This is a genomic window from Aromatoleum sp., assembly GCF_035254505.1.
In the GTDB taxonomy this organism is placed as follows: Bacteria; Pseudomonadota; Gammaproteobacteria; order Burkholderiales; family Rhodocyclaceae; genus Aromatoleum.
The window spans coordinates 18,700-42,040 of the sequence record NZ_DATFAO010000084.1; the positions used below are offsets into that span (position 1 = coordinate 18,700).

Here is a 23,341-nt window from a genome sequence, read left to right on the forward strand (position 1 = left end):
CCTTAGTCGTCGATCACGACCGAATGCGGCACGCGGCCGACGGGCACCGACCGCAGCACCTTGCGGCTGGCGGTGTCGATCACGGAGAGGTCGTCCGAGAGGCCATTGACGACGTAAAGCTGGCTCTCGTCGCGATTGAGGGCGACACCCCAGGCGCGTTTACCGACGAGGATGTAATCCTGCACAGCGCGGGTCGCGACGTCGACGACGGCGACGTGGTTCGCGCGCCCCAATGTGACGTAGGCGGTCTTGCCGCCGCGCGTCATCGTGATGCCGACAGGCGTCACGTCGTCCTGGCGGAAGCCCTTCGGCTTGAAGTCGACGTTGCCCTTCACGGTGTCGTGCGTCGCATCGATGATCGAGACGCGCGCGCCCATCTCGTTGGTGACCCACACTTCGCTGCCGTCCGGAGTCATCGCGAAGCGGCGCGGGCGGTTGCCGACCATCACGTTCGCGACGATCTTGTTGGTCGCGGTATCGACGACGTGCACCATATTCGCGACTTCGGAGGTGACGTACACGCGCTTTCCGTCGGGGCTGACACGCACGCCTTCGGGCTCCTCGCCGACCTCGACCTTGGCGACCGGCTTGCGCGACGCGACGTCGATCACGGCGAGCTGGGCGCCCTCTTCGTGCGAAACATACAGGCGCTTGCCATCGGCCGACAGATCGAACATCTCGGGGTCCTCGGCGACCGGAATGCTGCGCACGACCTTGAGCTGGGCGACGTCAATGACGTCGACGCGGTTGTTCTTGCTCGAGATGACGTAGAGCGACTGCCGGTCCGGGCTCAAGTGCATGTCGCGCGGGCGCTTCCCGGTCGCGATCGTCTTCACGACCTTCCACGTCTTGCCGTCGAGCACGGTCACGGCGTTGTCGTTCTCGCTGCTGACGAACACGTAGCCGGTGTCCTTCGCGCCGGCCGCTCCTGCGGCAAAGGCCAGCGCGAGCGCGGCCATCGTCGTCCTGATACGAATCACTGGGGGAGTCTCCTGTCGTTGCTGTTCGATTGTTACTGGTAGCCGCTCAGTCCTGGTTGCCACCTGTCAGCTTGAGGAAAGCTTCGGCGAGCGTCGGCGTCCCGGCGAATTGCGCGAGCGCCTCGGGACGCCCTTCGGCGAGGATACGTCCCTGATGGAGCACGATCACGCGATTGGCGGCCTCGGCCTCGTCGACGAGGTGGGTCGCCCACAACGTCGCGACACCGCGGTCGCGCAGCGCGAGGACTTCGTCGAGCAATTGGCGGCGCGATGCGGGATCGAGCCCAACGGTCGCCTCATCCATCAGCAGCACGGCCGGCTCATGCACCAGCGCCCGCGCGAGCTCGACCTTGCGCCGGTTGCCGCCACTCAACGCACGGACCGGGTCCTTCGCGCGTTCAACGAGGCCGACACGGCGCAGGCTGTCGTCGATGCGCTCGCGGGCATGCTTGCCCCCGAGCCCATGCAGCTTGGCGTGAAAATTCAGGTTGGCGACGACGCTGAGATCGAGGTCGAGCGTCATCTGCTGGAACACGACGCCGATGTCGGCCAGCGCCCGCACCGGATCGCGCCGGATATCATGGCCGCAGACGCTGATGCGGCCGGTGTCGGCATTGAAAAGCCCGGTCAGCAACTGGAACAGCGTGCTCTTGCCGGCCCCGTTCGGCCCCAGCAGTGCGACGAACTCCCCGGGCTGCACCGCGAGGCTCACGCCACGGAGGGCCTCGCGCGGGCCATAGGATTTGCGCACGTCCTCCAGGCGCAGCAGCGCGTGATCGGGCGACGCGGCACCAGGAATGTCGCTCCCCTCCTGGCCACGGCTTTGGGTGACAGGCTCAGCTTCGATCATTTCAGACATCCGGTCTTTCCTCCTTCCCCAATCCACAAGCCGCCAGTCCGGCGAGGATCTCGGGATGCTCCGCCAGCAGGCGGGCGTGCAATTGTGCGACGGCTGCGTCGTCAGGCATTCTCGGGCGCCGCAGGCTCACCGGCAATTCCAGCACGACGTGCCCGGGCGCGGGGGATAGAAAGCATATGCGGTCGGCGAGCGACAGCGCCTCGCGCAGGTCGTGCGTGACGAAGAGCACGGTGCTGCGGCAACGTTGCCACATTTCGACGAGCATCGCGCGCAAGCGGTTGGCCGTGGGGACGTCGAGCGACACGAAGGGCTCGTCCATCAGCAGCACCGCCGGTTCGATCACGAAGGCGCGTGCCAGGGCAACGCGACGCTGCATCCCACCGGAGAGCCGACCCGGGTAGGCGTGCATCACGTCGCCGAGCTCCATTGCACGCAGCAGAGCGAGCGCCCGTTCGCGTGCTTCAGGCGACGGCCCTGCGACGAGCAGCACGTTGTCGAGCACGGTGAGCCAGGGCATCAGTCGCGGCTCCTGGAACATGTAGCCCGTGTCATGCCGCGCGCCGGGTGCGCCGATGCGGACACGGCCATCGACGTCGTGGTCGAGCCCGCCGATGACGTTGAGCAGCGTGCTCTTGCCGCAACCCGACGGGCCCACGACGCAGACGAATTCGCCTGGCGCGGCGCGCAGTTCGAGCCCCGCGAGCGCAAGATGCGGACGGCCGCCGCGGTCGGCGTAGGATTTGCGGTCGATCGTGATTTCAAGCATGAATCAGCTCCGCCACCGGGTGAGGCGCCGTTCGAGCGGTCGCAGGCCGGCCGCTTCGACGATCAACACGACCGCCGCGAAAGTCAGCGTGTAGGCCAGGATGCCCGCGATGTCGAACAGCTGGAAGAACATGTTGAGCTGGAAGCCGATGCCATTGCTGCGGCCGAGCAGTTCGACGACGAGCACGATCTTCCAGATCAGCGACAGGCCGGAGCGGGCGGAGGCAATCAGCCAGGGATAGAGCTGCGGCAGATACACGCGCATGAAGGTGAGGCGCCGCGGCAGACGATAAGCCTGCGCGACCTGCATGAGGCCTCGATCGATCGCGCGCGCGCCTTCGCGCACGGTGACGATCACGGTCGGGATCTTGTTGAGCGCGACGGCGACGATCGCCGCGGCGTCGTTGAGCCCGAACCACACGTAGCACAGGATGATCGTGACGAGCGCGGGGATGTTGAGCCCGAGCACCAGCCAGCCGTCGAGCAGCAGGTCCAACTGGCGCCAGCGTCCCATCGCGATACCGATCGCGGTGCCGATCGCCATCGCGAGCAGGAAGCTCACCGCGACGCGCGCGAGCGTGATCCCTAGATGGAGCGGCAGCGCGCCCGACAGCATTTCGTCGAACATGCGCCGGAACACGACAGGTGGCGCTGGCAGCGTCGAGCTGTTGAACAGCACCGCCGCGAGCTGCCACACGACGAGGAATCCGGCGAGCGACGCGAGACGCAGCCACGCTTCGGCGCCGACGCGCGGCACGCCGAGCCGCGGTGTCTTGCGCCGCTCGCCCAGGAGCATCACGCCCGCCTCATCGACGGCGCCCTTCATCACCGCCCGCCCGCGCGCCAGAAGGTGCCGGCCGGCAACGCGGTCGCGGAGCCGACGAGGTCGGTACCGCCTTCGTCGGCCAGTATGCGGAACACGCTGCGGGCCGTGCGTTCGGCACGTGCGACATCGGCCGTCGGGATGCCGGCACGGAAGCCCTGCTTCAGCGCGGTGAAGGTCGCGTCGTCCTCGGCCTGTGTCAGGGGCCGGATGTCCGCCCACACCGCATCGGACTCCTGCATCGCCTGCTTGGCCTTGGCCGATGCGCGCAGGAAGGCTTCGAGCGCCGGACGGTTCTTGTTTGCCCAGTCTTCGCGGAACACCCAGCCCACCATCGGCAACTCGCCTTCGACGCCGAGCCCCTGCAGGATCTGGTCGAGACTCAGCAATTCGCGCATCCCGGCTGCGCGCAGGCGCGCCGAGAAATGCCAGAAGTTGAGCACCGCAGGCAGCTCGCCCTTGAGCATCAGCGCGTTGAGCAGCGGCGGCGCGCCGAAGTCGGGTTTTACGAGCTTCGCAGCGTCTTCGCCGAGGGTCTTGCGCGAGTAAGCACGCAGCAGCAGCCAGCTCTTGTCGAGCGCGCCGCCGGCGACGCCCAGGCGCTGGCCGCGCAGGTCTGCGAGCGAGCGAATGTTCGAATCCGGCCGCACCATCACCGAACCGATCGCCCGCGAGTAGGGGACAAAAGCGAATTCGCGCCCGTCTGCACGCTGACGGGCAACCCAGATCCAGTCATTGACGATCAGATCGACCGACCCGCCCTGCAGCGCGACGTTCGCGGCGTCCTTCAGCGCGAGTGGAACGACTTCGAAGCGCACCCCTTCGCGCTCGGCGAGCCCGAGCCGCTTGATGACTTCGAGTTCCCAGCTGACGGTGCCGTATTGCAGCACCCCGATGCGGATCGTCGGGAGATCGGCAGCCAAAGCGGCATCCGTCCCCCAAACCAACGCGCAAACCGCAAACCAGATCCGCACAACCGTTCGGAACATCTTCTCGTCTCCTCGCAATTTATATGTTCGCCGGCAGGATCGAGCCCGCCGGTGCGTCATCTGATAAAGCACGATTCGCGCCATTTAGTCGTCCCGGCTACATCGCCGAGTAAACACGTCCCTTCCCGCAACTGGTGTCCCACGAAGCGTCCCAATCCCACGGGACAGGTGTGCCAAATCACTGGGATGGGATTGCCGAAGCTCTGTCAGGAACAGCAGCGCCAGCACCGAACAAAACCATTCTCCGCCAAATGTTCTTTATATACCAGTCACTTACTTAACTACCAACTATGCCTTAAGCATTACTGCCATACCTTGGCCCGGCCTTTGCGCTACCGGTTCGTCTGCATCACGAGTACAGGACCGGAGACACAATGAAAAACGAGACTGACACACCCTGCTTCAATTGCAGCGCCCCGGAAAATCCCGCCCGGCGGTCGGCGCTGATGAAGATGTGCACCGGGGCTCTCCTGGGCCTCACCGCTGCCACACCTCACCGCAGCCACGCGGCGGAAGTCAGCGACGCACGCCCGGAAACCGGCGATCTGCTCGTGCGAGCCGACCCCGAGGGCAACACGGAGCCGCTGACCCTGGCGGACTTAGCCCTCGGTGATAAGCCAATTCTAGCCTTCCCGTTCGATCCTGGGAGCGGAGCGATCAAGAGCGGTTCCCGCCTCAACAAAGTCATCGTGTTCCGCGTCGCGCCGGACGACATCCACGAAGACATGCGCAGGAAATGCGCGGACGGCGTGGTCGCCTATTCGGCCGTGTGCACGCACCAGGGCTGCGACATCACGAACTACGTCGCCAAGGACAACGCCCTGATCTGCTTTTGCCATTTTTCCCAGTTCAGACCCACTCACGGAGGAGAAGTCATCGCAGGACCGGCTCCGCGAGGCCTTCCCGTTCTGCCGCTCAAGGTCGAAAACCAGCGCCTTGTCGTCGCCGGAAAGTTCTCGTCCAAGCCGGGCGCAACCGCCGTTTGAACCAGCCCACCACCCACCCGCAAAAAGTAAAAACAGGAGGAGTCACATGAGAAAGACACTCAAGCCGCTGGCCGTCGCCCTGGCGCTCACGCCGCTGATCGCAACTGCCTCGCTACCACCGTATGCCCCTGTCACGGATAACCGCCTCGCGAATCCGGAGCCGCAGAACTGGCTGTCCTACCGCGGCAACTACGCGAGTTGGGGCTACAGCTCGCTCAAGCAGATCAACACGCAAAACGTCGCAAAGCTGAAGCTCGCCTGGGCTTACTCCACGGGCATGACTGAGGGCCACCAGTCGCCCCCGATCGTGAACAACGGCTACATGTACATCACGACGCCGAACAACCAGGTGATCGCTTTCGAGGCGGCCACGGGCAAGGAACTGTGGCGGTACAAGAAGGCGATCCCGGAAGAGCTGCAGCAGCTCCACCCGACCAATCGCGGCGTCGCGCTCTACGGCAACAAGCTCTACCTCGCGACCACCGACGCCACCCTCGTCGCGCTCGATGCCGTGACAGGCAAGGAGTTGTGGAAGACTGCGGTCGCCGACTGGAAGAAGGGCTACTACATGACGCTCGCTCCCCTTGCCGCCAAAGGCAAGATCATGGTGGGATCGTCGGGCGGCGAATATGGCATCCGAGGTTTCATCGCCGCGTTCGACGCCGAAACCGGCAAGGAAGCCTGGCGCACGCATACCGTCGCCGGCCCGGGAGAACCTGGCGGTGACACGTGGCCCGCGGATACCTACAAGCGCGGCGGCGGTTCAGTATGGATCACGGGTTCCTACGATCCGGAAACGAATCTGGCCTACTGGGGCGTCGGCAACGCTGGCCCCTGGATGCCGGACACACGGGCAGGCGACAACCTTTACGCGAATTCGACGATCGCACTCGACGTCGACACCGGCAAGCTGAAGGGCTACCACCAGTACCACTGGAACGACGGGTGGGACTGGGACGAAGTGTCGGCACCGCTGCTGATCGATCTGGAGCGCAACGGCAAGAAGTTCAAGTCGCTGGTGCACGCCGGCCGCAACGGCTACTTGTGGCTGCTCGAACGCACCAGCAGCAAGATCAATTTCGTCGATGCCTGGCCCTACGTGACCCAGAACGTCTTCAAGAGCATCGATCCGAAGACTGGCCGTCCGACCTACGATCCCGCGCGCACCCCGGGCACCGGAAAAACCGTCAATTTCTGCCCGTCGCTGTGGGGCGGCAAGGACTGGCCGCCCGAGGCGTACAACCCCGGCACCGGCCTGCTCTACATCCCGGCCAACAACAACCTGTGCTCGGAACTGACCGGCGAGCCGGCCAAGTACAACGCCGGCGAGCTCTATATCGGGGTCTCGATCGACAACATTCTGACCAACGTCCGCATGGACGATAAGGCCCGCAAGCACGTCGGCGAAGTGCAGGCCTGGGACATAAAGACCGGCAAGAAGGTGTGGACACACACGTACCCCGAAATGAACTGGGGTCCGCTGCTCAGCACCGGCGGCGACCTCGTCTTCGGCGGGGGCACCAATGACCGCAAGTTCCGCGCATTCGACGCGACGAACGGCAAGGTCCTGTGGGAATTCCCGACCAACTCGGGCGTCACGGGCGTGCCATCGACCTTCGAGATCGATGGCGAACAATACGTCGCCGTCCAGTCCGGTTGGGGTGTGGATGCCCAACGCATGCAGGGCGCCTTCGACGCAGTGCTTCCGCACAAGACGGTCGTCCCGCAAGGCGGCGTGCTGCTGGTCTTCAAGCTCGAACAGTAACCCGTTCCGACCCCGGCCCTGATCGGCCTTTCTCCACGCGGCGCCAGACGGTGCCGCGTAGGGATCGCTTTGCCCAAAAAATCGAATCAAGGAGACGACATGCACCACAACAAACCCGCAGCACTCAAGCACCCTGCACTCGGGATCCTCGCCGCCGTCGCCACGCTGTGCGGCGCTCCGGCCCCCGCCCAAGCCCAGACGACCTTCGACGTCATCGGTCCGCACGAATACGAACTGCCGGTCGGCTTCAAGCCGTTCAACGTCTTCGTCCAATACGCCTACGCCCAGCGCAACGACAAGACGTTCGACGGCGACGGCGACCGCGTGAAGGGCTCCGGCGCGAACACTACGGTCGGTCTGTCGAAATACGTGCGCTTCTGGACGCCGGAGTCGAACCCATCGATCGGTCTCGCCTATGAGGTGATCGTCCCCGAGATCGGCGTCAAGGATCGCAGCAACTCCAGCCAGACCAGCGGCATCGGCGACCCGCTGACGGGCTTCGCCATCTGGTACAAGCCGACGCCCTCCTCGACTCTCGGCTTCCAGTCCTTCGTGCAGATTCCCGTCGGCGACGACAGCGTGAGCGACAGCAACTGGAAGAATCTCTCCAGTGTACTTTGGGATGTTCGCGTCACCGACAAGCTCGGCTGGACGGCTGACGCCGGGTTCGTCTTCCAGAACGAGAAGAAGGACGGCTCCCGCCCGGGCACGACCTTCCACACCAATCAGCGTCTCGGCTACCGCCTCAATGGTCTGCTCGAGCCATTCGTCGCGCTGGACTATGAACGTAGCTCCAAGACCAGCACGGTCGATAGCGCACACGTACTCGACGCCGGCGTGGGCCTCATGTTCCACACCTTCGACAACCAGTCGATCACGCTGCGCTACTCAAAGAGCATTGAGGGCGAGAACCACGCCTCGAACAACAGCCTGAATATCAAGTACGCGTACGCCTGGTAACGCCTTCGCGGGTTCGACAACGGGCCCGCGAAGGGGACTTCCTCACCCTGTTTCAGGAGACTTCAATGAAACTTCTGCACGCACTCGCTTCGAGCATCGCAACGCTGGTCGCCGTGTGGGTATACCTCAGCGTCGGCAATCCGGACTTCCACTTCAACCCCTGGATAGGCTTCGTCGCCTGGGCCGCGTTCTTCGCAGCCGGGGGTGGCACCGCCGGCGCCATCAAGTCCGCAGCGGCCGGGCTCGCAGGGATCGGGCTGACGGCGATCACGCTGTACTTCGTGGGCACCCTCGGCGGCGACATCACGTCCCTCGTGATCCTCGTCGCCGTGCTGGCTTTCGTTCTGGTCGCAATGGCCGACTTTGCGCCACTGGCCTACACGCCCGCAGCCTTTCTGGGCGCCGCGTCCTTCTTCGGCTCGGGTGGAAAAATCGACGTCAGCATCGCCTTTATCGCACTGACCTGGATCGCCGGCATCGCTTTCGGCTTCGCCTCCGAGCTGGCCGGTAAACGCCTCGCCCGCACCGCCTGACCCCACCACACACGGAGAAAGATGATGACCAAGATGTATCAGAACTATATCGGCGGACGTTTCATCGAGAACGGCTCGCCGGATTTCATCGAAGTCCGCAACCCCGCCACGGACGAACTCCTCGCCCGCGTTCCGGAAGCATCGGCCGCTCTGGTCGATGAAGCGGTCGCCGCGGCGCGCGGCGCCCAACCCGCATGGGAAAAGCTGCCCGCAATCGAGCGCGCGAAGCATCTGCGTGCCATCGCCACGAAGGTGCGCAGCGAAAAGGAACAGCTGGCCGAAATCATCACCCGTGAGCAGGGCAAGATACTGGGTCTGGCCCGCGTCGAGGTTGACTTCACTGCCGACTACATCGACTACATGGCCGAGTGGGCGCGACGCATCGAGGGCGAAGTCATTCCCAGTGACCGCATGGGCGAGAGCATCTTTCTCATGCGCCGCCCGATCGGCGTCACGGTCGGCATCCTGCCGTGGAACTTCCCCTTCTTCCTGATCGCACGCAAGATGGCGCCCGCCCTGCTGACCGGCAATACCATTGTCGTGAAACCTAGCGAGGAAACGCCGATCAACGCTTTCGAATTCGCGCGGCTGGTGAGCGAAACCGATCTGCCGCCCGGTGTCTTCAATCTTGTCGGCGGGCGCGGCGCGACGGTCGGTGCCCGGCTCACCGAGAGTCCGCAGGTGGGCCTCGTGAGCTTCACCGGTAGCGTCGAGACCGGCAAGCGCATCATGGCCGTTGCATCCCGCAACCTGACTCGCGTCAATCTGGAATTGGGAGGCAAGGCGCCCGCGATCGTGCTCGGCAGCGCCGACATCGACCTCGCCGCCAAAGCGGTCTGCGACTCTCGCGTCATCAACACCGGCCAGGTCTGCAACTGCGCCGAACGCGTCTACGTCGAACGCTCGGTTGCCAACGAGTTCATCGACAAGGTCACCTCGCGGATGGCCGCCGTGCGCTATGGGGACCCGATCGCCGACCCCTCGGTGGACATGGGGCCGCTGGTAAACCGCCAGGGCCTGGAAAAGGTCGCGGCAATGGTGAGCAAAGCACGCGAGGAAGGGGCAGAAGCGATCCTCGGCGGCAACGTGGCGCCCGCGGAGCAGGGCTACCACTACCTGCCCACCGTTCTGGTCAACTGCCGTCATGACATGGAGGTGATGCACAAGGAGATTTTCGGACCAGTGCTGCCGATCCAGGTCGTCGATAGCCTCGAGGAAGCCATCACCTTCGCCAACGACTCCGACTACGGCCTGACGTCGTCGATTTTCACGCGAGATCTGAGCATGGCCATGCGGGCGTGCAATTCGCTGCGTTTCGGCGAAACCTACGTGAACCGTGAGCACTTCGAAGCCATGCAGGGCTTCCATGCCGGCCGCCGCCATTCCGGCATCGGCGGCGCGGACGGCAAGCACGGTCTCCTCGAATACACGGAGACGCAGGTCGTCTACATGCAGCACGGCTAAGCCCCCCTCTCTCCAGGAGTCCATCCGACTTCCTCCTTGCGATCGTGGCGCCCTCGTCACGATCGCCTTTTTCAAACCGGATCGAATCTTCGGCAGTCCGCCATTCAGGAGAGCCCTGGCCATGCGCACGGCGCTTGAACATCTCCGACTCGTCCTCGCCGACGATCACCCTGTGGTGCGCTCAGGCTTTCGCATGCTGCTCGAAGGCGTCGGCGCGACAATCGTCGCCGAGGCGGACAGCGGCGAAGCGGCGCTCGCGGCCTACGCAGAGCAGCGGCCGGACGTCCTCGTGATGGACGTGAGAATGCCCGGCATCGGTGGCTTAGGCGCGCTCGAACGACTGCTCACGCATCATCCGGCGGCCCGCGTGCTCGTACTGTCGGCTCACGACGATACGCAGATTCCTGCGCGCGCATTGAAGGTTGGCGCGACCGGCTACCTGTCCAAGCGGGCACATCCGCAGGAACTGGTGCGCGCAATTTCGCAGGTGGCGCGAGGCCGACGTTATCTGGACCCGGAACTGGCGCCCAAGATCGCCCTCGCCCACTTCAACGGCTCCGAAGACCCCGCCGACGCACTGACGAATCGGGAATTCGCCGTCTTCCTGCAGGTGGCGGCAGGATCCTCGGTACAGGAAATCGCCTCCACGCACCGGCTCAGTTCGAGCACGATCGGTACGCACCTGTACCACATCAAGCAGAAGTTGAATGCCTCGAACGCAGCAGAACTCGCGCTGATCGCGGTGCGCGCCGGCTTCATCTGACCACCTCGGGGGGTGACGGGCGCCACCACTCGGGAAGCGATGGATACCTATTACGAAAGCTCTATATAATCAGCAAGCTTCAATAAGCCGCGGGACTGCTCCCGGACTGCTACAAGAAAAGCACCAAGACACAACATAGTGTCCGGAGGAGGAGATGGAGATGAATCAGTTCGGGAGCCGGCAGGCCCTGCTGGATTCGCTCGCGGTCGGCAAGTCGATGCCATCGGGCACGGCCGTTCCGGGCCGCCAGCGTATCGCCGTTTCGCGCCAGCGATCACAACGGGAATACGGACTCGATCCCGGGGCAGTTGCGCGAGAACGAGTCCTGACAGCGGAACGGCTTGCCGAGCTCAGGGAACGCGAGGAACGCTTTCTCCGCATCGCGACGCCGGGCATCAACTGGCTTCACCAGCAGATCGGCGGGCTCGGGTATTGCATATTGCTCACCGACCGGAACGGCGCCACCGTCGACAGACGGGCCCATCCGCGTCACGAGCGCGAGTTCGAGGACCACGGCCTGCGTGTCGGCGCATGCTGGTCGGAACAGGATCAGGGAACGTGCGGCATCGGCACTGCGCTCATCGATCGCGCCCCGCTCCTCGTTCACGAAGCCGAACACTTCCTCATCCGCAACCACGGGATCAGTTGCAGCGCGGTGCCGCTGTTCGGTCCGTGCGAAGAGATCCTGGGCGTATTGAACACGACCGCGATTTCGGCGAACACCGATCGGGGCAGCCAGTCCGTCGCGTACAACCTGTCGCTGCTCACCGCATCGCGAATCGAACAGGCGATCTTCTTCGAAGAAAATGCCGCGAGCTGGGTGATCCGCCTATCCACCCAGCCGGAAAGCTGGACACCCGACGATTCGATCCTGCTCGCCTTCGACGAAGGCGGGCGCGTGGTGTGCATGAGTCGCCAGCTCAGGCATCAGCTGCCGAACCCCCACGGCGACCTGCGCATCGAGGATTTGCTCGACGTGACCGCCGAGCGGTTGCTGCGCTTCGCGCATACGAACCCCGGCGTGCCGATCACGATTCCCTGCGTGCTCGGCGTCAGCAGCGTCCACGCCCAGATCCGCTCGCCCCGTAAACCCGTTCCCGCCGCCGCCGCGAAAGGCGCCTTGGCGCCCTCGGCACGCGCAACGTCCCTGGCTGGAAACGCGAGCACGGGTTTCGAGGGGCTCGCCGTGTCGGACCCACGACTCCTCGAAAACATCTCGCGCATCAAACTGCTCGCAAACAACCGGATTCCGATTCTCCTGCTGGGCGAGACCGGAGCAGGCAAGGAGCGATTCGCAAAGGCCATCCACGACTTCAGCCGGCGCCGCGACAAACCCTTTATCGCGATCAATTGTGCGGCTATCCCGGAAACGCTGATCGAGAGCGAACTGTTCGGCTACAAGGAAGGGGCATTCACCGGCGCGAGGGCGAAAGGCAATTCGGGCAAGATCGCGCAGGCAAATGGTGGAACCCTGTTTCTCGACGAAATCGGCGACATGCCTCTGGCGCTGCAGACGCGCCTGCTCCGTGTGCTGGCCGAAGGGGAACTGGTCGCCCTCGGCGCCTCGGTCCCTGAACGCGTTGACGTGTCGGTCATCTGCGCGACGCACCGCGACCTCCCATCGATGGTCCGCGACAAGCTCTTCCGCGAAGACCTCTTTTATCGCCTCAATGCCGCAACCTTCAGGATACCGGCGCTGCGCGAGCGCTCGGACGTCGTCGACGTGATACGCATGGTCTTCGCCGAAGAGGCGGCGAGCGCGGAGCGGACGGCGACGCTGTCGGCGCACACGGAGCGGCGCTTACTGGCGTATCGCTGGCCGGGCAACATTCGGGAGTTGCGCAACGTGTTGCGGTATGCGATTGCGGTTTGCACCGCAACTGTCGTCGGCCCCGAACATCTGCCGGAGACCTTTGGGGAGACGGCCTCGGAGCAAGCGCCGCCCCGCAACACGAAAGCTTGCGTCAGTGCCGAGGAGCGCAAGGACAGGGAGCGCGATGCGCTGGTCGGGACGCTAAGTCGCTGCGGCTGGAATGCCACGGAGGCATGCCGGCAGCTCGGGATGTCGCGCTCGACCTTCTATCGAAAGCTCAAGGAACACGGCATCGTACCGTCATGCATGGCTCCCCGCGACAGTGCGCCAGAGTGATCTTTCCTAGTCGGCATTGCCGCCAAAAGTGTTCCATTTCGCAGCAAATGCTCTGAAATGGAACACCGGAACGCGGTCTGTCTCAGTTGATATCGGAGAGCCCAAGTTCCACGAGCTCCGCGTCGTTAAACAGTCGCGAGCGCAGGTGGAAGCTATAGCCTTCAGGCCCCTCAAGGGAGAAACCGCCGCCCCGCCCCGCTACGACGTCGATGATCAACTGTGTGTTCTTCGAGAATTCGTATTGCGAACGACTGATATAGAAGGGGCTGCCGCCGATCTGCCCGAGCAGGATGTCCGCCGGCCCGACGATGAATTCTCCGCGCGGATAACACATCGGCGCACTGCCTTCGCAGCAGCCACCGGAGAGGAAGAACATCACCGGGCCGTGCTGCGCAACGAGGCGCTGGATCAAGGCCTCGGCCTCGGGCGTTGCAATGACGGTGTCGACCATTCGAAGCTCCATGTCTCACCGCGGCCGAAATCCGCGGCAAAAAAAACGGGCGACCAAGGCCGCCCGATAACTCTTCCACTCTGGGAGGGAGGAGAGGGAGAGGAGAACGCCACTGCCGTACTGCGGACTCAGGCAAGACCCGCAGTACAACAGCGACCGAAGCTCAGAAGAAGCCCAGCGCGTTCGGGCTGTAGCTGACCAGGAGATTCTTGGTCTGCTGGTAGTGATCCAGCATCATCTTGTGGGTTTCGCGACCGATGCCCGATTCCTTGTAGCCGCCGAAGGTGGCGTGCGCCGGGTAGGCGTGGTAGCAGTTGGTCCACACGCGGCCGGCCTTGATGCCGCGGCCCATGCGGTAGGCACGGCTGCCGTCGCGCGACCACACGCCGGCGCCGAGGCCGTACGGGGTGTCGTTCGCGATTTCGAGGGCTTCGGCTTCGTCCTTGAAGGTCGTCACGGCCAGCACCGGCCCGAAGATCTCTTCCTGGAAGATGCGCATCTTGTTGTGGCCCTTGAACAGGGTCGGCTGGATGTAGTAGCCCTCAGACAGCTCGCCGGCGAGGTGAGCGCGGTCGCCACCGGTCAGGCACTGCGCGCCTTCCTGCTTGCCCAGGTCGAGGTAGGACATGATCTTGTTCATCTGGTCGGTCGAGGCCTGCGCACCCATCATCGACGTGGTGTCGAGCGGGCTGCCCTGCTTGATCGCCTTGACGCGGGGAATCACACGCTCCATGAAGCGGTCGTAGATCGATTCCTGGATCAGCGCGCGCGACGGGCAGGTGCAGACTTCGCCCTGGTTGAACGCGAAGAGCACCATGCCTTCGACCGCCTTGTCGAACAGTTCGTCGTCGGCGCTGGCGATGTCTTCGAAGAAGATGTTGGGCGACTTGCCGCCGAGTTCCAGCGTGGCGGGGATCAGGTTCTGCGCAGCAGCCTGGGCGATGACGCGGCCGGTGGCGGTCGAGCCGGTGAAGGCAATCTTGGCGATGCGCTTGCTGGTCGCGAGCGGCATGCCGGCTTCACGACCGAAGCCATTTACGATGTTCAGCACGCCCGGGGGCAGCAGGTCGGCGATCAGTTCGACCAGCACCATGATCGAGACCGGGGTCGACTCGGCGGGCTTCAGCACGACGCAGTTGCCGGCGCCGATCGCCGGGGCGAGCTTCCATGCGGCCATCAGGATGGGGAAGTTCCACGGGATGATCTGGCCGACGACGCCGAGCGGCTCATGGAAGTGGTAGGCGATCGTGTGTTCGTCGATCTCGCTGATGCCGCCTTCCTGGGCGCGCAGGCAGCCTGCGAAGTAACGGAAGTGGTCGACCGTCAGCGGAATGTCGGCGTTCAGGGTTTCGCGGATGGCCTTGCCGTTATCGACAGTCTCGGCATACGCGAGCATTTCAAGGTTGGCTTCGAGGCGGTCGGCGATCTTCAGCAGAATGTTCGCGCGGTCGGCGGCGGAAGTACGGCCCCACTTGTCGGCAGCGGCGTGGGCGGCGTCGAGGGCGAGAGCAACGTCTTCCTCGGTCGAGCGGGCGACTTGGCAGAAGGGTTTGCCCGTGATCGGGGTGATGTTCTCGAAATACTGGCCGCGGACCGGCGGGACAAACTTGCCGCCGATGAAGTTGTCGTAGCGGGTCTTGAATTGGACCTTGGCGTCGGGCGTGCCGGGCAGCGAGTAGATCATGAACGTGTCTCCAGTAATTGATTGGAACGCTGGTGCGTCGCAGAACCTATCGCAGGGGGCGTGCCAGCTTGATCTTCACGCCACAGTCAACTTCGATTTCTCTTTTAAATACATATACATGTAAAAATATACAAACCATACGCATAAAGTGCAGATGCCAATCGGCTTGCACAGTGCGCTGCTCAACAAGTGCGCAGTTGCTCCACTTCGAAACAGCCGGCGATAGTCGGAACAGTCGAAAGGGCCGGGCTCGGGGCACGGAATGATTTGTGCTTTACAGTTCCGCATGACCCTTGTTCCAAAGGCTCCTCTTCTTCCAGAAACCCTGGTCGCGTCGTGGGCGCGCAGCCAGGATCATGGCCTGCGTCCCGACGAACCCGTCGACGGGACGGCGGTCGCGCACGCGGAATTGACGGAGCGGCTGGAGGCGAACAACCGGCTGCTGACCTTCTCACGGCCGATGATCGAGGGACTTTATTCGCAGATCGCGAGCCCCCACTCGACCGTGCTGCTCGCCGACCGCGGCGGCATGATTCTGAGCGCGGTCGGGCATACCGATTTCCTCGACCGCGCAAGCGTCGTCGCACTGCGCCCCGGTGTAGAGTGGACGGAAGCCAGCATGGGCACGAACGCCATCGGCACCGCGCTGCAGACGGCGGAAACCGTCTCGGTGCTCGGCGGCGAGCACTATCTCGAACGCAATCGCATCCTCGCCTGCGTCGCAACGCCGATCCTCGCCCCCACGGGCGGCATGCTCGGCATCCTGGACATTTCGTCGGACGCACGCGCCAACGTGACGCACGCCCGTGCGCTGCTGCGAACCACGGCCGAGTTGATCGAGCAGCGCCTGATCGAGACGGCCGACGACGGCTTCCTGACGCTGCGCTTCCAGGCCGGCATCAACAGCCTGTCGACGCCGCTGCATGCGCTGGTGGTGTTCGACGAAGCGGGCGTCATGCTCGCGACGAGCCGGCTCGCGCGAGCGCTGCTCAATCTGCCCGAAGGAAGCGTATCGGGGAGCTGCGAAGACTGCTTCCTGACGCGCTGGGGCGACATCGTGACGCACGCCGCACGCGCCGACGACGCTCCGTTCCCGCTGCGAACGTTCGACGGCCGTACCTTCGTCGCCCGCGCCAGCCTCCGGCGACGAAGACCGCGCAACACAACGCCGCCGCACGCGTCACAAGCCGAAAGCCCACGCCGACCGTCGCCGCCGCCGATTGCATCAGCACGCCCCTCGCCTGTACGCCCCTCGCCCGCTGCCGGCAATTCGCGGCTGGGCGACATGGCGCTCGGCGACGCCCGTATCGCGGAGATCATCAACCTCCTCCACGAATGCGCCATCGCACCGACACCGCTGCTGGTCGAAGGCGAGATGGGAACCGGGAAGGCTTACGTGATTCGCGCCTTCCATGCGGATCACTGCGCCTCGCCCGACGCGCCGATCGTCGGGGTCGATTGCCGCGGACTCGCGCCGGGCGCGGACGGAGAGGACCAGGTGGACATCGCCTGGACCCAGGCCGCGAACGGCATTCTCTTCCTCGACGAATTCGACCTGCTACCGGTGCCGCTGCAGGCACGGCTCTTCGACGCCAACGACGGATCGCGCGCACGCATCGTCGGCGCTACGCGGCGGCCGATCGTCGAGCTCGAAGGGGCGGGTCACCTGGATCTGCGGAACTTCCACGCCAACGGCGGACATATCCTGTCGATGCCGCCGCTGCGCGAGCGCGGCGATTTCGAAGCCCTCGTGCGGCGCTTCGTGAGCCAGGCCGCACCGGGACGCCACATCTACATCCGCCCTGAAGCGCTCGCCCTGCTCCATCGCCACGCCTGGCCGGGCAACCTGCGCGAGTTGCGCAACCAGATCGCCTTGATCCTCGCACTGATGGGGGACGAAGCGGAACAACTATGCCCCGAAGACGTCCCGCCTGAGCTTTTCGAGGAAGATCAGCTCATCGGCGCGTAAGACGCGGCGCCGCGCACGAGATCCGTCAGTGATGGTCGGCGACCAGGTCCGCGATCCGCGACTGCAGCGCGTCGAAATCCAGCGGCTTGTGCTGCACGCGAATCCGCTGGGCAGCCATACGGCGAATCACGGACGGATCGGTATCCCCGGTAATGAGGAGCGCCGGCAAATCGTCGCCGAAGGCCCTCCGCAAGGACGCAATGACGTCGAAACCCGTTTCGCGCCCCACAAGCCGATAGTCGGAGATCACGATGTCGGGCGCCCTGCAGTCCAGGCGCGGCAAGAGTTCATCCCTGGAAGCCGCCGCGACCACCTCGTGGCCGGCAATCGTCAGCGAGTGGATCAGCGCCAGGGCAACCTCGACGTTATCCTCCACGAGGGCAATTCGTAGCGGCCGGTTCACGTACTCGTGGCTAAACACGGGTTTGATCGCTTCGCCGAGCGGAATCTCCACGGCGAACATCGACCCTTTGCCGAGTCTGGAGCGAACCCGGATCTGCAAGCCCAACAGTGCGGCAGTCTTGGCGACGATGGCGAGGCCGAGCCCGGTGCCCTTGGCCCGGTTTCTCTCGTAATTGCCGAGTTGCCGGAATTCCTCGAAGATCTCGGTGGTCTTGTCTTCGGGAATGCCGAGTCCGGTATCCCAGACCTCCACCCACATCTTTCCCTGGCGCCGCCGGCAACCGATTAGCACCCCACCCGTATCGGTGTAGCGGATTGAGTTGGAAACGAAATTCTCAACGATGCGCCGGAAGAGGATTGCATCGGTGCGGGCGATCAGCGGATGCACGACCCAGCGCAGCTGCAATCCTTTCGCATTCGCCTCGGGCTCCTGTGACGACACGACGTTGGCGATGAGGGCATCGAGCATGAAATCGCTGGGCTCTGCCGTGACGATGCCCGCCTCGAGCTTGGACAGGTCCAGCAGGTTGCTGAGCATGCCGCTCAGGCTGGTGACACAGTTCTTCATGTTGGTCACGACCTGGCCATCGACGACGGTCGGGGACTTGCCTCCGAGTGTCCCGATGTAGAGCGAGAGCGCGGAGAGCGGCTGTCGCAGATCGTGGCTGACGGCCGCCAGAAAGCGCGTCTTGGCGTTGTTGGCACGCTCGGCCTCGACCTTGGCAGTCGCGAGTTCGGCCGTCCGTTGCATGACGAGTTTTTCCAGTTGCTGCCGCGACCGCTCCTCATTGGCAAGCAGCGCCCTTTCCGCTCCTTTCTGTTCGGCAAGGGCCCCTTCGGCGACGGAACGTGCATTCTCGAGCGTTTCGACCATGCGGCCTCGCTCCAGCCCCAGACGGATCGCGGAATCGAGCGACTCGTGCAGGTAGGTGGCGCTCGCCATCACGGCCACCAGAAAGATGACGACCATTGCCGCGAATGCCCAGTGCAGCACTGAGTCGGCCTGCAGCGACAGGACGACAGCCAGCGGCACGAGGACCAACGACGCGAAGATCCGGAAGGCGGCAGACACGGGCGCCAGGATCGGCACGGCGCCCGCGACCATGCCCGCAACCACAAGACCGGTGAACAGGCGCACGCCGTCGGGCGCATTCCAGCTGAAAAGCACCGCGCCCGCGCCCCAAAGCGCTGCGGTCATCGCCGTGGCGGCCATGTAGCGATGGCGCCAGCCGACCGCGTCGAATGCATTCGGCGCGGTGGCCGCAAAACGTCGCGCGAGCACGTAACGCCCCGCGGCGACGGCGACGAGGAGTGCCCACCACAAGAAGGCCAGCGTGGGCGTCGTATGGAGCGTCGTATTTACATACGCAAGCAAGGACCCGTTGACGACGTTGACGGCTTGCGCGATTCCAGCATTGCGGAATAGCAGTGCCGTTTTTTGCCGCTGTGCTTCCGCTTCGATGTCAGAAACCGCTATACCGGGAGGGGCCATTGTAATTTTATGACAATATCAAGCCCTGCTCGCACCAGTGGCAGGCGCGGCAGCGCTTGTGCAAATTTCGGTGCCGATAGATTACTGCCGATGCTCATATTGTCAATTTATGAAGCGATCAGGTATTGCGAACGGCGTGCAAGCCGACGAAGTCAGCAGGCCGACGCCTCGAACCGGACCCGCAGCAGCGGCAGCAACTGCACCGCCATGACGCACGCGAAGATCAACGCGCCGCCGGCCATCTGCTCCATCGACATCGATTCACCGAGCACGAATCGGCCGGCGAGTGCCGCGAACAGCGTCTCGCAACTGAGCAGGATCGCAGCGTCGGCGGCCTGGGTGTGGCGCTGCGCGACGACCTGCAGTGTAAAGCCGAGCCCCACCGACAACACGCCGGCGTAGGTGATCGACGGCAGCGCGCGGACGAGCGCGTCCGTACTGACCGCCTCGGTCGCCCCGCCGACAACGAGCCCCAGCAGGCCGCATACGAGGAATTGCAGCATCGCAACCGCGATCGGCGCGCCTTTGCGCGCGGCCACGCGGCCAACCAGCATGACGTGTGCAGCCCAGAACGTTGCACTTGCGATCACCCACAGGTCACCGACCGACAGCGCCGACAGCGCTCCGCCGCCGAGCATCCACGTTCCTGCGAGACAGCCGAAGCTCGCCGGCCAGACCGACCAGTGGAGCCGTTCGCGCAGCAGCAGCGCAGTTGCGACCGGCACGATCGGCACGTAGAGCACGGTCAGGAAGCCCGCGTTGCTGACCGTGGTCCCACCGACACCGATCTGTTGGAAGGCTGCGCCGAGGAACAGGACTGCGCCCAACAGGCAGGCAGCCGCCAAGTCACGCGCATCGAGGCACACGCCGGTGCGCGCGAGCCGCCGAAGCTCCCACCACGCCAGGGGCGCGACGATCACGACGCCGAAGAGGAAGCGGGCGCCCGTAAACATGAACGGGCCGACGTCGCGCATGCCGGTTTGCTGCGCGACGAAGGCGGTTCCCCAGATCAGTGCCGCTACGAGCAGCAGCGCGTTAGCCTGAGTACGCCTCATCGGCTGCCGCCACGGAACGGGCACGGGCGCCCGGAGATCGAACCGGTCATTGCAATCCTTCGCTGAAAATCGCCGGACTGCGGAAGCGTCCGGCCGGCAAATGCGGCGATCTTAATGGAATCGGTCACGGGCAGAAGCGCGTTTTGTGCGAAATGGCAACCACCTCTGACGTTTTGCCATTTATCTGGCTGTATTGATGCATGTTTGATTATTCTGTCTGACAAGGCTGTCGTTCAAGATTCGCCCCCACAGTCGCTGTAACAAAGGACAAGCCCGTGCGCGTCAACGAGATCGCCAGAAGTAACATCCCTGAACCGAATCCTGAGGGAGCCTGAGGACCATGATCAACCGGAATGTCAGCCTGATCGGGGTGCCGACGGACGTCGGCGCGGGCGTGCGCGGCGCGAGCATGGGACCGGAGGCGCTGCGCGTCGCGGGGCTCGGACGGGCGATCGCCGCCTTTGGTGTCGATGTCCTCGATTGCGGCAACCTGAGCGGCCCGAACAATCCCGAGTTGCCGGCAGTGAACGGCTTCCGCCATCTGGCCGAGGTGCAGGCGTGGAACGCGACCTTGCATGAGGCGGTGTACGCGGAACTTCAGACCGGGCGGCTCCCGATCATGATGGGTGGGGACCACTGCCTCGCGATCGGCTCGATCAGCGCCGTCGCGCGCCACTGCCGGGAAACCGGCAGGAAGCTGCGCGTGCTGTGGTTCGACGCGCACGCGGACCTCAACACCGCGACGATGACGCCCTCGGGCAACATTCACGGCATGCCGGTCGCCTGCCTGTGCGGCCACGGCCCCGAAACCCTCACACAGATCGGGGGCCATACCCCGGCGATGCTTCCCTGCGACATCCGGCAGGTCGGCATCCGGAGCGTCGACGAGGGCGAAAAGACCTTCCTGCGCGAGCTGGGGGTCGAAGTGTTCGACATGCGCTACATCGACGAGGTGGGCATGCGGGCGGTGATGGAGCAGGCGCTGGCGGGAATCGACGAGAACACCCATCTGCACGTCAGCCTGGACGTCGACTTCCTCGACCCGGCGATCGCACCGGGGGTGGGCACGACGGTGCGCGGAGGACCGACCTATCGCGAAGCGGAGCTGTGCATGGAAATGATCGCCGACACCGAGCAGCTGGGCTCGCTCGACATCGTCGAACTCAATCCGGCGCTCGACCATCGCAACATGACGGCGGAACTGGCCGTCGATCTCGTCGAAAGCCTGTTCGGAAAGAGCACGCTGATGCGGATGCACCGGCATACTCCCTGAACGAAAGCCGGGGGCCGCGACCCCCGCGCCGGAATTCCGATTTCTTGCCCTGGATCAAATCATTGTGCACGCAGCGGGGTAAGCTGCATTCCCATAAACCCGAGCGGAACGCTCAACTATATGAGTGAAGCCGCCGAGCACCTAACCCCGACCGACGTGTAGCACTCCGACCATGGCCAAGAAATTTCCCCTGCATCCCAAGCACCCCGAGCGAATCTGCTGGGGCTGCGACAAGTACTGCCCGGCGACCTCACTCGCGTGCGGCAACGGATCCGGTCGTACCTTGCACCCGGCGGAAATGCTGGGTGAGGACTGGTACACGTATGGCGATTGGGGAATCGAGACCGGGGAGGAAGAGGAAAAGCCGGCGGAAGGCCAGGCTCCGGCCTCCCCATAGCCGGCCAGATCAACGCAATCAGAATTCCCAGCCGAGTCCGGCCTGGCCGAAATTGCGGTCGTTGCCGCGCCCGATCGCACCGGATACCTTGAGGCCGGGCAGGATTTCGTAGCGCAGGCCCACGGCGCGGTCCGGGCGCACGTCTTCGGCGCCGAAGGTTTCTGCCGTCAGCTGCAGGTCTTCCGTAAGAGGAAATTCGTAGCCGATGCCCCAGGTGCCAGCGGTATCGCTGTCGCCCTTGGCGCGAATGCGCTCGGTGCCGAGATTGAGGTGCAGCACCTGCTCGTTCTCGAAGCGATAGGACGCGAGTCCGGTCAGTGCGTAGTTGCGTTCGCTGAAGCGGTCGGGCGTCTGGCGATCCTTGATGCGCGTGACGCCGAGGTCCACGCGGGCGCCGAGCGACCAGCCCTTTTCGTTCTGGTACGGCACCCACTTCGCGCCGAAGCCGAAGCCTTCGAAACGCGTGGCGGGACGGGCGCTGCCGTCGTGGGCGCGGCCCGCGCCAACTTCGAGTTCGACGTCGTCGACGGGGCTGAAGCCGAAAATGAGTTCGCCGCCGCGGGCGCGGTCGTCCTTGCTCCAGATGCCTTCGAGCTTCATGCCGCCCTTGTCGAGCGTGCCGGCGTCATCGACGTTCATCGGCGCCTCGGCGTGGGCGAGCGATGCGATCAGCAGGCCCGCCAACAGGGTGACGAAGGCTGCGACGGGGGAAAAACGGTGCTGCCTGCCTTGCATGCCAGACTCCAGATCGGACCAACGCTCGGGGAGCTCGCATTCTAGCTGCGCGGCTGGGGGCACGGAAGCGAACGGATCTTCAGAACGGGCACGCAGCCAGCGCTATCCGGCTTCCTGCGGCGTGGCCGTCTTCAGGACTGCAAGGGAAGACACCAGATCCACGAAGCGCTCGCCCTGCACGGCGACGTGGCCGCGCAGGCGTTCCGCGGCGAGCTCGCCATCGCCGGCAAGGATGGCATCGACGATGGCCTGATGCTCCGAGTAGGAAGTTTGCATGCGGTTGCGCACGCGCAGCTGGAGCCGGCGGTAGGGACGCAGGCGCCGATGCAGCGCGATTGCCTGCTCGGCCAGGAATTCGTTGTGGCTCGCGGTGTAGAGCACGCGATGGAAGACTTCGTTGAGACGGTAATACTCGTCGGGGTTCTGCGCGTCACGGGCCGCTTCACACGCGCGATGCGCCTCCTGCAGCGCATTCTGCTCGGCCGCGCTGATGCGCCGCGCCGCGAGGCGGCCGCACATCGCTTCGAGTTCCGCCATCACTTCGAACATTTCACATAGGCGCGCCGGACCGACGTCGGCAACGACGGCTCCGCGCCGCGGCCGCATGTCGATGAGACCGGCGGCCGCGAGCTGGATCAAGGCCTCGCGTATCGGCGTTCGCGAAACGCCGAATTCCGCGGCGAGCTCCTGTTCGTCGAGGCGCGAGCCCGGTTGACGGATGCCGGTCGCGATCTGCTCCTCGATGATTTCGCTGAGTTCCTCGGAGCGTCGGAGCGTCGGTTGTTCGTGGTCCATGGGCGCATTGTAATGCATAGCTTCCCTCCATGCATTTTGATCCAGCAATCCT

At 64.4% G+C, this 23,341-nt stretch carries 21 protein-coding genes; 10 read left to right on the plus strand and 11 right to left on the minus strand.

Going from position 1 to position 23,341, the window contains the following annotated elements; translation table 11 throughout:
• Positions 1-2: 2 nt before the first annotated feature.
• The 5 genes from VJ673_RS16610 to VJ673_RS16630 are packed head-to-tail and all read right to left on the minus strand — an operon-like array spanning position 3 to position 4,416.
• Positions 3-980 carry a PQQ-dependent catabolism-associated beta-propeller protein gene (locus VJ673_RS16610; RefSeq protein WP_324127261.1) on the minus strand — a complete coding sequence of 326 codons (978 nt, stop codon included), beginning with the start codon at positions 978-980 and terminating at the stop codon, positions 3-5.
• A gap of 46 nt (positions 981-1,026) precedes the next feature.
• Complete coding sequence (locus VJ673_RS16615; protein WP_324127262.1) at positions 1,027-1,839, minus strand: ABC transporter ATP-binding protein; 813 nt, start codon at positions 1,837-1,839, stop codon at positions 1,027-1,029.
• Positions 1,832-2,605, minus strand: a complete 774-nt coding sequence (locus tag VJ673_RS16620; protein WP_324127263.1) for an ABC transporter ATP-binding protein — start codon at positions 2,603-2,605, stop codon at positions 1,832-1,834. Before VJ673_RS16620 ends, VJ673_RS16615 begins: the two co-directional genes overlap by 8 nt.
• 3 nt (positions 2,606-2,608) lie before the next feature.
• The gene (locus VJ673_RS16625; protein ID WP_324127264.1) at positions 2,609-3,430 is read right to left on the minus strand and encodes an ABC transporter permease; all 822 of its coding nucleotides are present in this window, start codon (positions 3,428-3,430) and stop codon (positions 2,609-2,611) included.
• Complete coding sequence (locus tag VJ673_RS16630) at positions 3,430-4,416, minus strand: ABC transporter substrate-binding protein (RefSeq protein ID WP_324127265.1); 987 nt, start codon at positions 4,414-4,416, stop codon at positions 3,430-3,432. The genes VJ673_RS16625 and VJ673_RS16630 overlap by 1 nt, the downstream gene beginning before the upstream one ends.
• A 374-nt stretch (positions 4,417-4,790) precedes the next feature.
• Here VJ673_RS16630 and VJ673_RS16635 point away from each other — a divergent pair, with 374 nt between their 5' ends.
• From VJ673_RS16635 to VJ673_RS16665, 7 genes are all read left to right on the plus strand, one after another.
• On the plus strand, positions 4,791-5,402 hold the full coding sequence (locus VJ673_RS16635; protein WP_324127266.1) for a QcrA and Rieske domain-containing protein: 612 nt from the start codon (positions 4,791-4,793) through the stop codon (positions 5,400-5,402).
• A 46-nt stretch (positions 5,403-5,448) separates the two neighbouring features.
• Positions 5,449-7,167 (plus strand): methanol/ethanol family PQQ-dependent dehydrogenase, encoded by a 1,719-nt coding sequence (locus VJ673_RS16640; protein ID WP_324127267.1) that lies wholly within the window; start codon positions 5,449-5,451, stop codon positions 7,165-7,167.
• A 99-nt stretch (positions 7,168-7,266) separates the two neighbouring features.
• Positions 7,267-8,127: a transporter gene (locus tag VJ673_RS16645; RefSeq protein WP_324127268.1), complete on the plus strand. Its 861-nt coding sequence runs from the start codon at positions 7,267-7,269 to the stop codon at positions 8,125-8,127.
• Between the two features lie 65 nt (positions 8,128-8,192).
• Entirely contained in the window at positions 8,193-8,660 is a 468-nt protein-coding gene (locus VJ673_RS16650; protein WP_324127269.1) for a DUF1097 domain-containing protein, read from the plus strand.
• Between the two features lie 24 nt (positions 8,661-8,684).
• Positions 8,685-10,124: an aldehyde dehydrogenase gene (gene aldA / locus VJ673_RS16655; RefSeq protein WP_324127270.1), complete on the plus strand. Its 1,440-nt coding sequence runs from the start codon at positions 8,685-8,687 to the stop codon at positions 10,122-10,124.
• Positions 10,125-10,245: 121 nt separating this feature from the next.
• Positions 10,246-10,887 carry a response regulator transcription factor gene (locus tag VJ673_RS16660; protein WP_324127271.1) on the plus strand — a complete coding sequence of 214 codons (642 nt, stop codon included), beginning with the start codon at positions 10,246-10,248 and terminating at the stop codon, positions 10,885-10,887.
• 160 nt (positions 10,888-11,047) lie between these two features.
• Positions 11,048-13,036, plus strand: a complete 1,989-nt coding sequence (locus tag VJ673_RS16665) for a sigma-54-dependent Fis family transcriptional regulator (RefSeq protein ID WP_324127272.1) — start codon at positions 11,048-11,050, stop codon at positions 13,034-13,036.
• 82 nt (positions 13,037-13,118) lie between these two features.
• On the opposite strand, the gene VJ673_RS16670 is transcribed toward VJ673_RS16665, so the two are convergent.
• Both VJ673_RS16670 and adh read right to left on the minus strand, forming a co-directional pair.
• Complete coding sequence (locus tag VJ673_RS16670) at positions 13,119-13,487, minus strand: DUF779 domain-containing protein (RefSeq protein ID WP_324127273.1); 369 nt, start codon at positions 13,485-13,487, stop codon at positions 13,119-13,121.
• A 163-nt stretch (positions 13,488-13,650) separates the two neighbouring features.
• Positions 13,651-15,171, minus strand: a complete 1,521-nt coding sequence (adh, locus tag VJ673_RS16675) for an aldehyde dehydrogenase (RefSeq protein WP_324127274.1) — start codon at positions 15,169-15,171, stop codon at positions 13,651-13,653.
• 286 nt (positions 15,172-15,457) lie between these two features.
• Between adh and VJ673_RS16680 the strand changes: the two genes are divergently transcribed.
• Positions 15,458-17,140, plus strand: a complete 1,683-nt coding sequence (locus VJ673_RS16680) for a sigma-54-dependent Fis family transcriptional regulator (protein ID WP_324127275.1) — start codon at positions 15,458-15,460, stop codon at positions 17,138-17,140.
• Positions 17,141-17,165: 25 nt separating this feature from the next.
• On the opposite strand, the gene VJ673_RS16685 is transcribed toward VJ673_RS16680, so the two are convergent.
• Both VJ673_RS16685 and VJ673_RS16690 read right to left on the minus strand, forming a co-directional pair.
• Positions 17,166-18,755 (minus strand): ATP-binding response regulator, encoded by a 1,590-nt coding sequence (locus VJ673_RS16685; protein ID WP_324127276.1) that lies wholly within the window; start codon positions 18,753-18,755, stop codon positions 17,166-17,168.
• 431 nt (positions 18,756-19,186) lie between these two features.
• Positions 19,187-20,089 (minus strand): DMT family transporter, encoded by a 903-nt coding sequence (locus VJ673_RS16690; protein ID WP_324127277.1) that lies wholly within the window; start codon positions 20,087-20,089, stop codon positions 19,187-19,189.
• Between the two features lie 340 nt (positions 20,090-20,429).
• Here VJ673_RS16690 and rocF point away from each other — a divergent pair, with 340 nt between their 5' ends.
• Together rocF and VJ673_RS16700 are read left to right on the plus strand one after the other, a co-directional pair.
• Complete coding sequence (gene rocF / locus VJ673_RS16695; RefSeq protein ID WP_324127278.1) at positions 20,430-21,362, plus strand: arginase; 933 nt, start codon at positions 20,430-20,432, stop codon at positions 21,360-21,362.
• Positions 21,363-21,534: 172 nt separating this feature from the next.
• Positions 21,535-21,759, plus strand: a complete 225-nt coding sequence (locus tag VJ673_RS16700) for a DUF3079 domain-containing protein (protein WP_324127279.1) — start codon at positions 21,535-21,537, stop codon at positions 21,757-21,759.
• 18 nt (positions 21,760-21,777) lie between these two features.
• Here the strand turns inward: VJ673_RS16700 and VJ673_RS16705 are convergent, their stop codons facing one another.
• Positions 21,778-22,494, minus strand: coding sequence for a PA4824 family protein (locus VJ673_RS16705; protein ID WP_324127280.1), 717 nt, complete (start codon positions 22,492-22,494; stop codon positions 21,778-21,780).
• A gap of 102 nt (positions 22,495-22,596) precedes the next feature.
• Entirely contained in the window at positions 22,597-23,289 is a 693-nt protein-coding gene (locus VJ673_RS16710) for a GntR family transcriptional regulator (RefSeq protein ID WP_324127281.1), read from the minus strand.
• Between the last annotated feature and the right edge of the window lie 52 nt (positions 23,290-23,341).

Bases quoted from the DNA above. Each gene is read 5' to 3' on its own strand.
- VJ673_RS16615 (WP_324127262.1), bottom strand. From the start codon at position 1,839: ATGTCTGAAATGATCGAAGCTGAGCCTGTCACCCAAAGCCGTGGCCAG.
- VJ673_RS16620 (WP_324127263.1), bottom strand. From the start codon at position 2,605: ATGCTTGAAATCACGATCGACCGCAAATCCTACGCCGACCGCGGCGGC.
- VJ673_RS16625 (WP_324127264.1), bottom strand. From the start codon at position 3,430: ATGAAGGGCGCCGTCGATGAGGCGGGCGTGATGCTCCTGGGCGAGCGG.
- VJ673_RS16630 (WP_324127265.1), bottom strand. From the start codon at position 4,416: ATGTTCCGAACGGTTGTGCGGATCTGGTTTGCGGTTTGCGCGTTGGTT.
- VJ673_RS16635 (WP_324127266.1), top strand. From the start codon at position 4,791: ATGAAAAACGAGACTGACACACCCTGCTTCAATTGCAGCGCCCCGGAA.
- VJ673_RS16640 (WP_324127267.1), top strand. From the start codon at position 5,449: ATGAGAAAGACACTCAAGCCGCTGGCCGTCGCCCTGGCGCTCACGCCG.
- VJ673_RS16645 (WP_324127268.1), top strand. From the start codon at position 7,267: ATGCACCACAACAAACCCGCAGCACTCAAGCACCCTGCACTCGGGATC.
- VJ673_RS16650 (WP_324127269.1), top strand. From the start codon at position 8,193: ATGAAACTTCTGCACGCACTCGCTTCGAGCATCGCAACGCTGGTCGCC.
- aldA (WP_324127270.1), top strand. From the start codon at position 8,685: ATGACCAAGATGTATCAGAACTATATCGGCGGACGTTTCATCGAGAAC.
- VJ673_RS16660 (WP_324127271.1), top strand. From the start codon at position 10,246: ATGCGCACGGCGCTTGAACATCTCCGACTCGTCCTCGCCGACGATCAC.
- VJ673_RS16665 (WP_324127272.1), top strand. From the start codon at position 11,048: ATGAATCAGTTCGGGAGCCGGCAGGCCCTGCTGGATTCGCTCGCGGTC.
- VJ673_RS16670 (WP_324127273.1), bottom strand. From the start codon at position 13,487: ATGGTCGACACCGTCATTGCAACGCCCGAGGCCGAGGCCTTGATCCAG.
- adh (WP_324127274.1), bottom strand. From the start codon at position 15,171: ATGATCTACTCGCTGCCCGGCACGCCCGACGCCAAGGTCCAATTCAAG.
- VJ673_RS16680 (WP_324127275.1), top strand. From the start codon at position 15,458: ATGACCCTTGTTCCAAAGGCTCCTCTTCTTCCAGAAACCCTGGTCGCG.
- VJ673_RS16685 (WP_324127276.1), bottom strand. From the start codon at position 18,755: ATGGCCGCCACGGCGATGACCGCAGCGCTTTGGGGCGCGGGCGCGGTG.
- VJ673_RS16690 (WP_324127277.1), bottom strand. From the start codon at position 20,089: ATGAGGCGTACTCAGGCTAACGCGCTGCTGCTCGTAGCGGCACTGATC.
- rocF (WP_324127278.1), top strand. From the start codon at position 20,430: ATGATCAACCGGAATGTCAGCCTGATCGGGGTGCCGACGGACGTCGGC.
- VJ673_RS16700 (WP_324127279.1), top strand. From the start codon at position 21,535: ATGGCCAAGAAATTTCCCCTGCATCCCAAGCACCCCGAGCGAATCTGC.
- VJ673_RS16705 (WP_324127280.1), bottom strand. From the start codon at position 22,494: ATGCAAGGCAGGCAGCACCGTTTTTCCCCCGTCGCAGCCTTCGTCACC.
- VJ673_RS16710 (WP_324127281.1), bottom strand. From the start codon at position 23,289: ATGGACCACGAACAACCGACGCTCCGACGCTCCGAGGAACTCAGCGAA.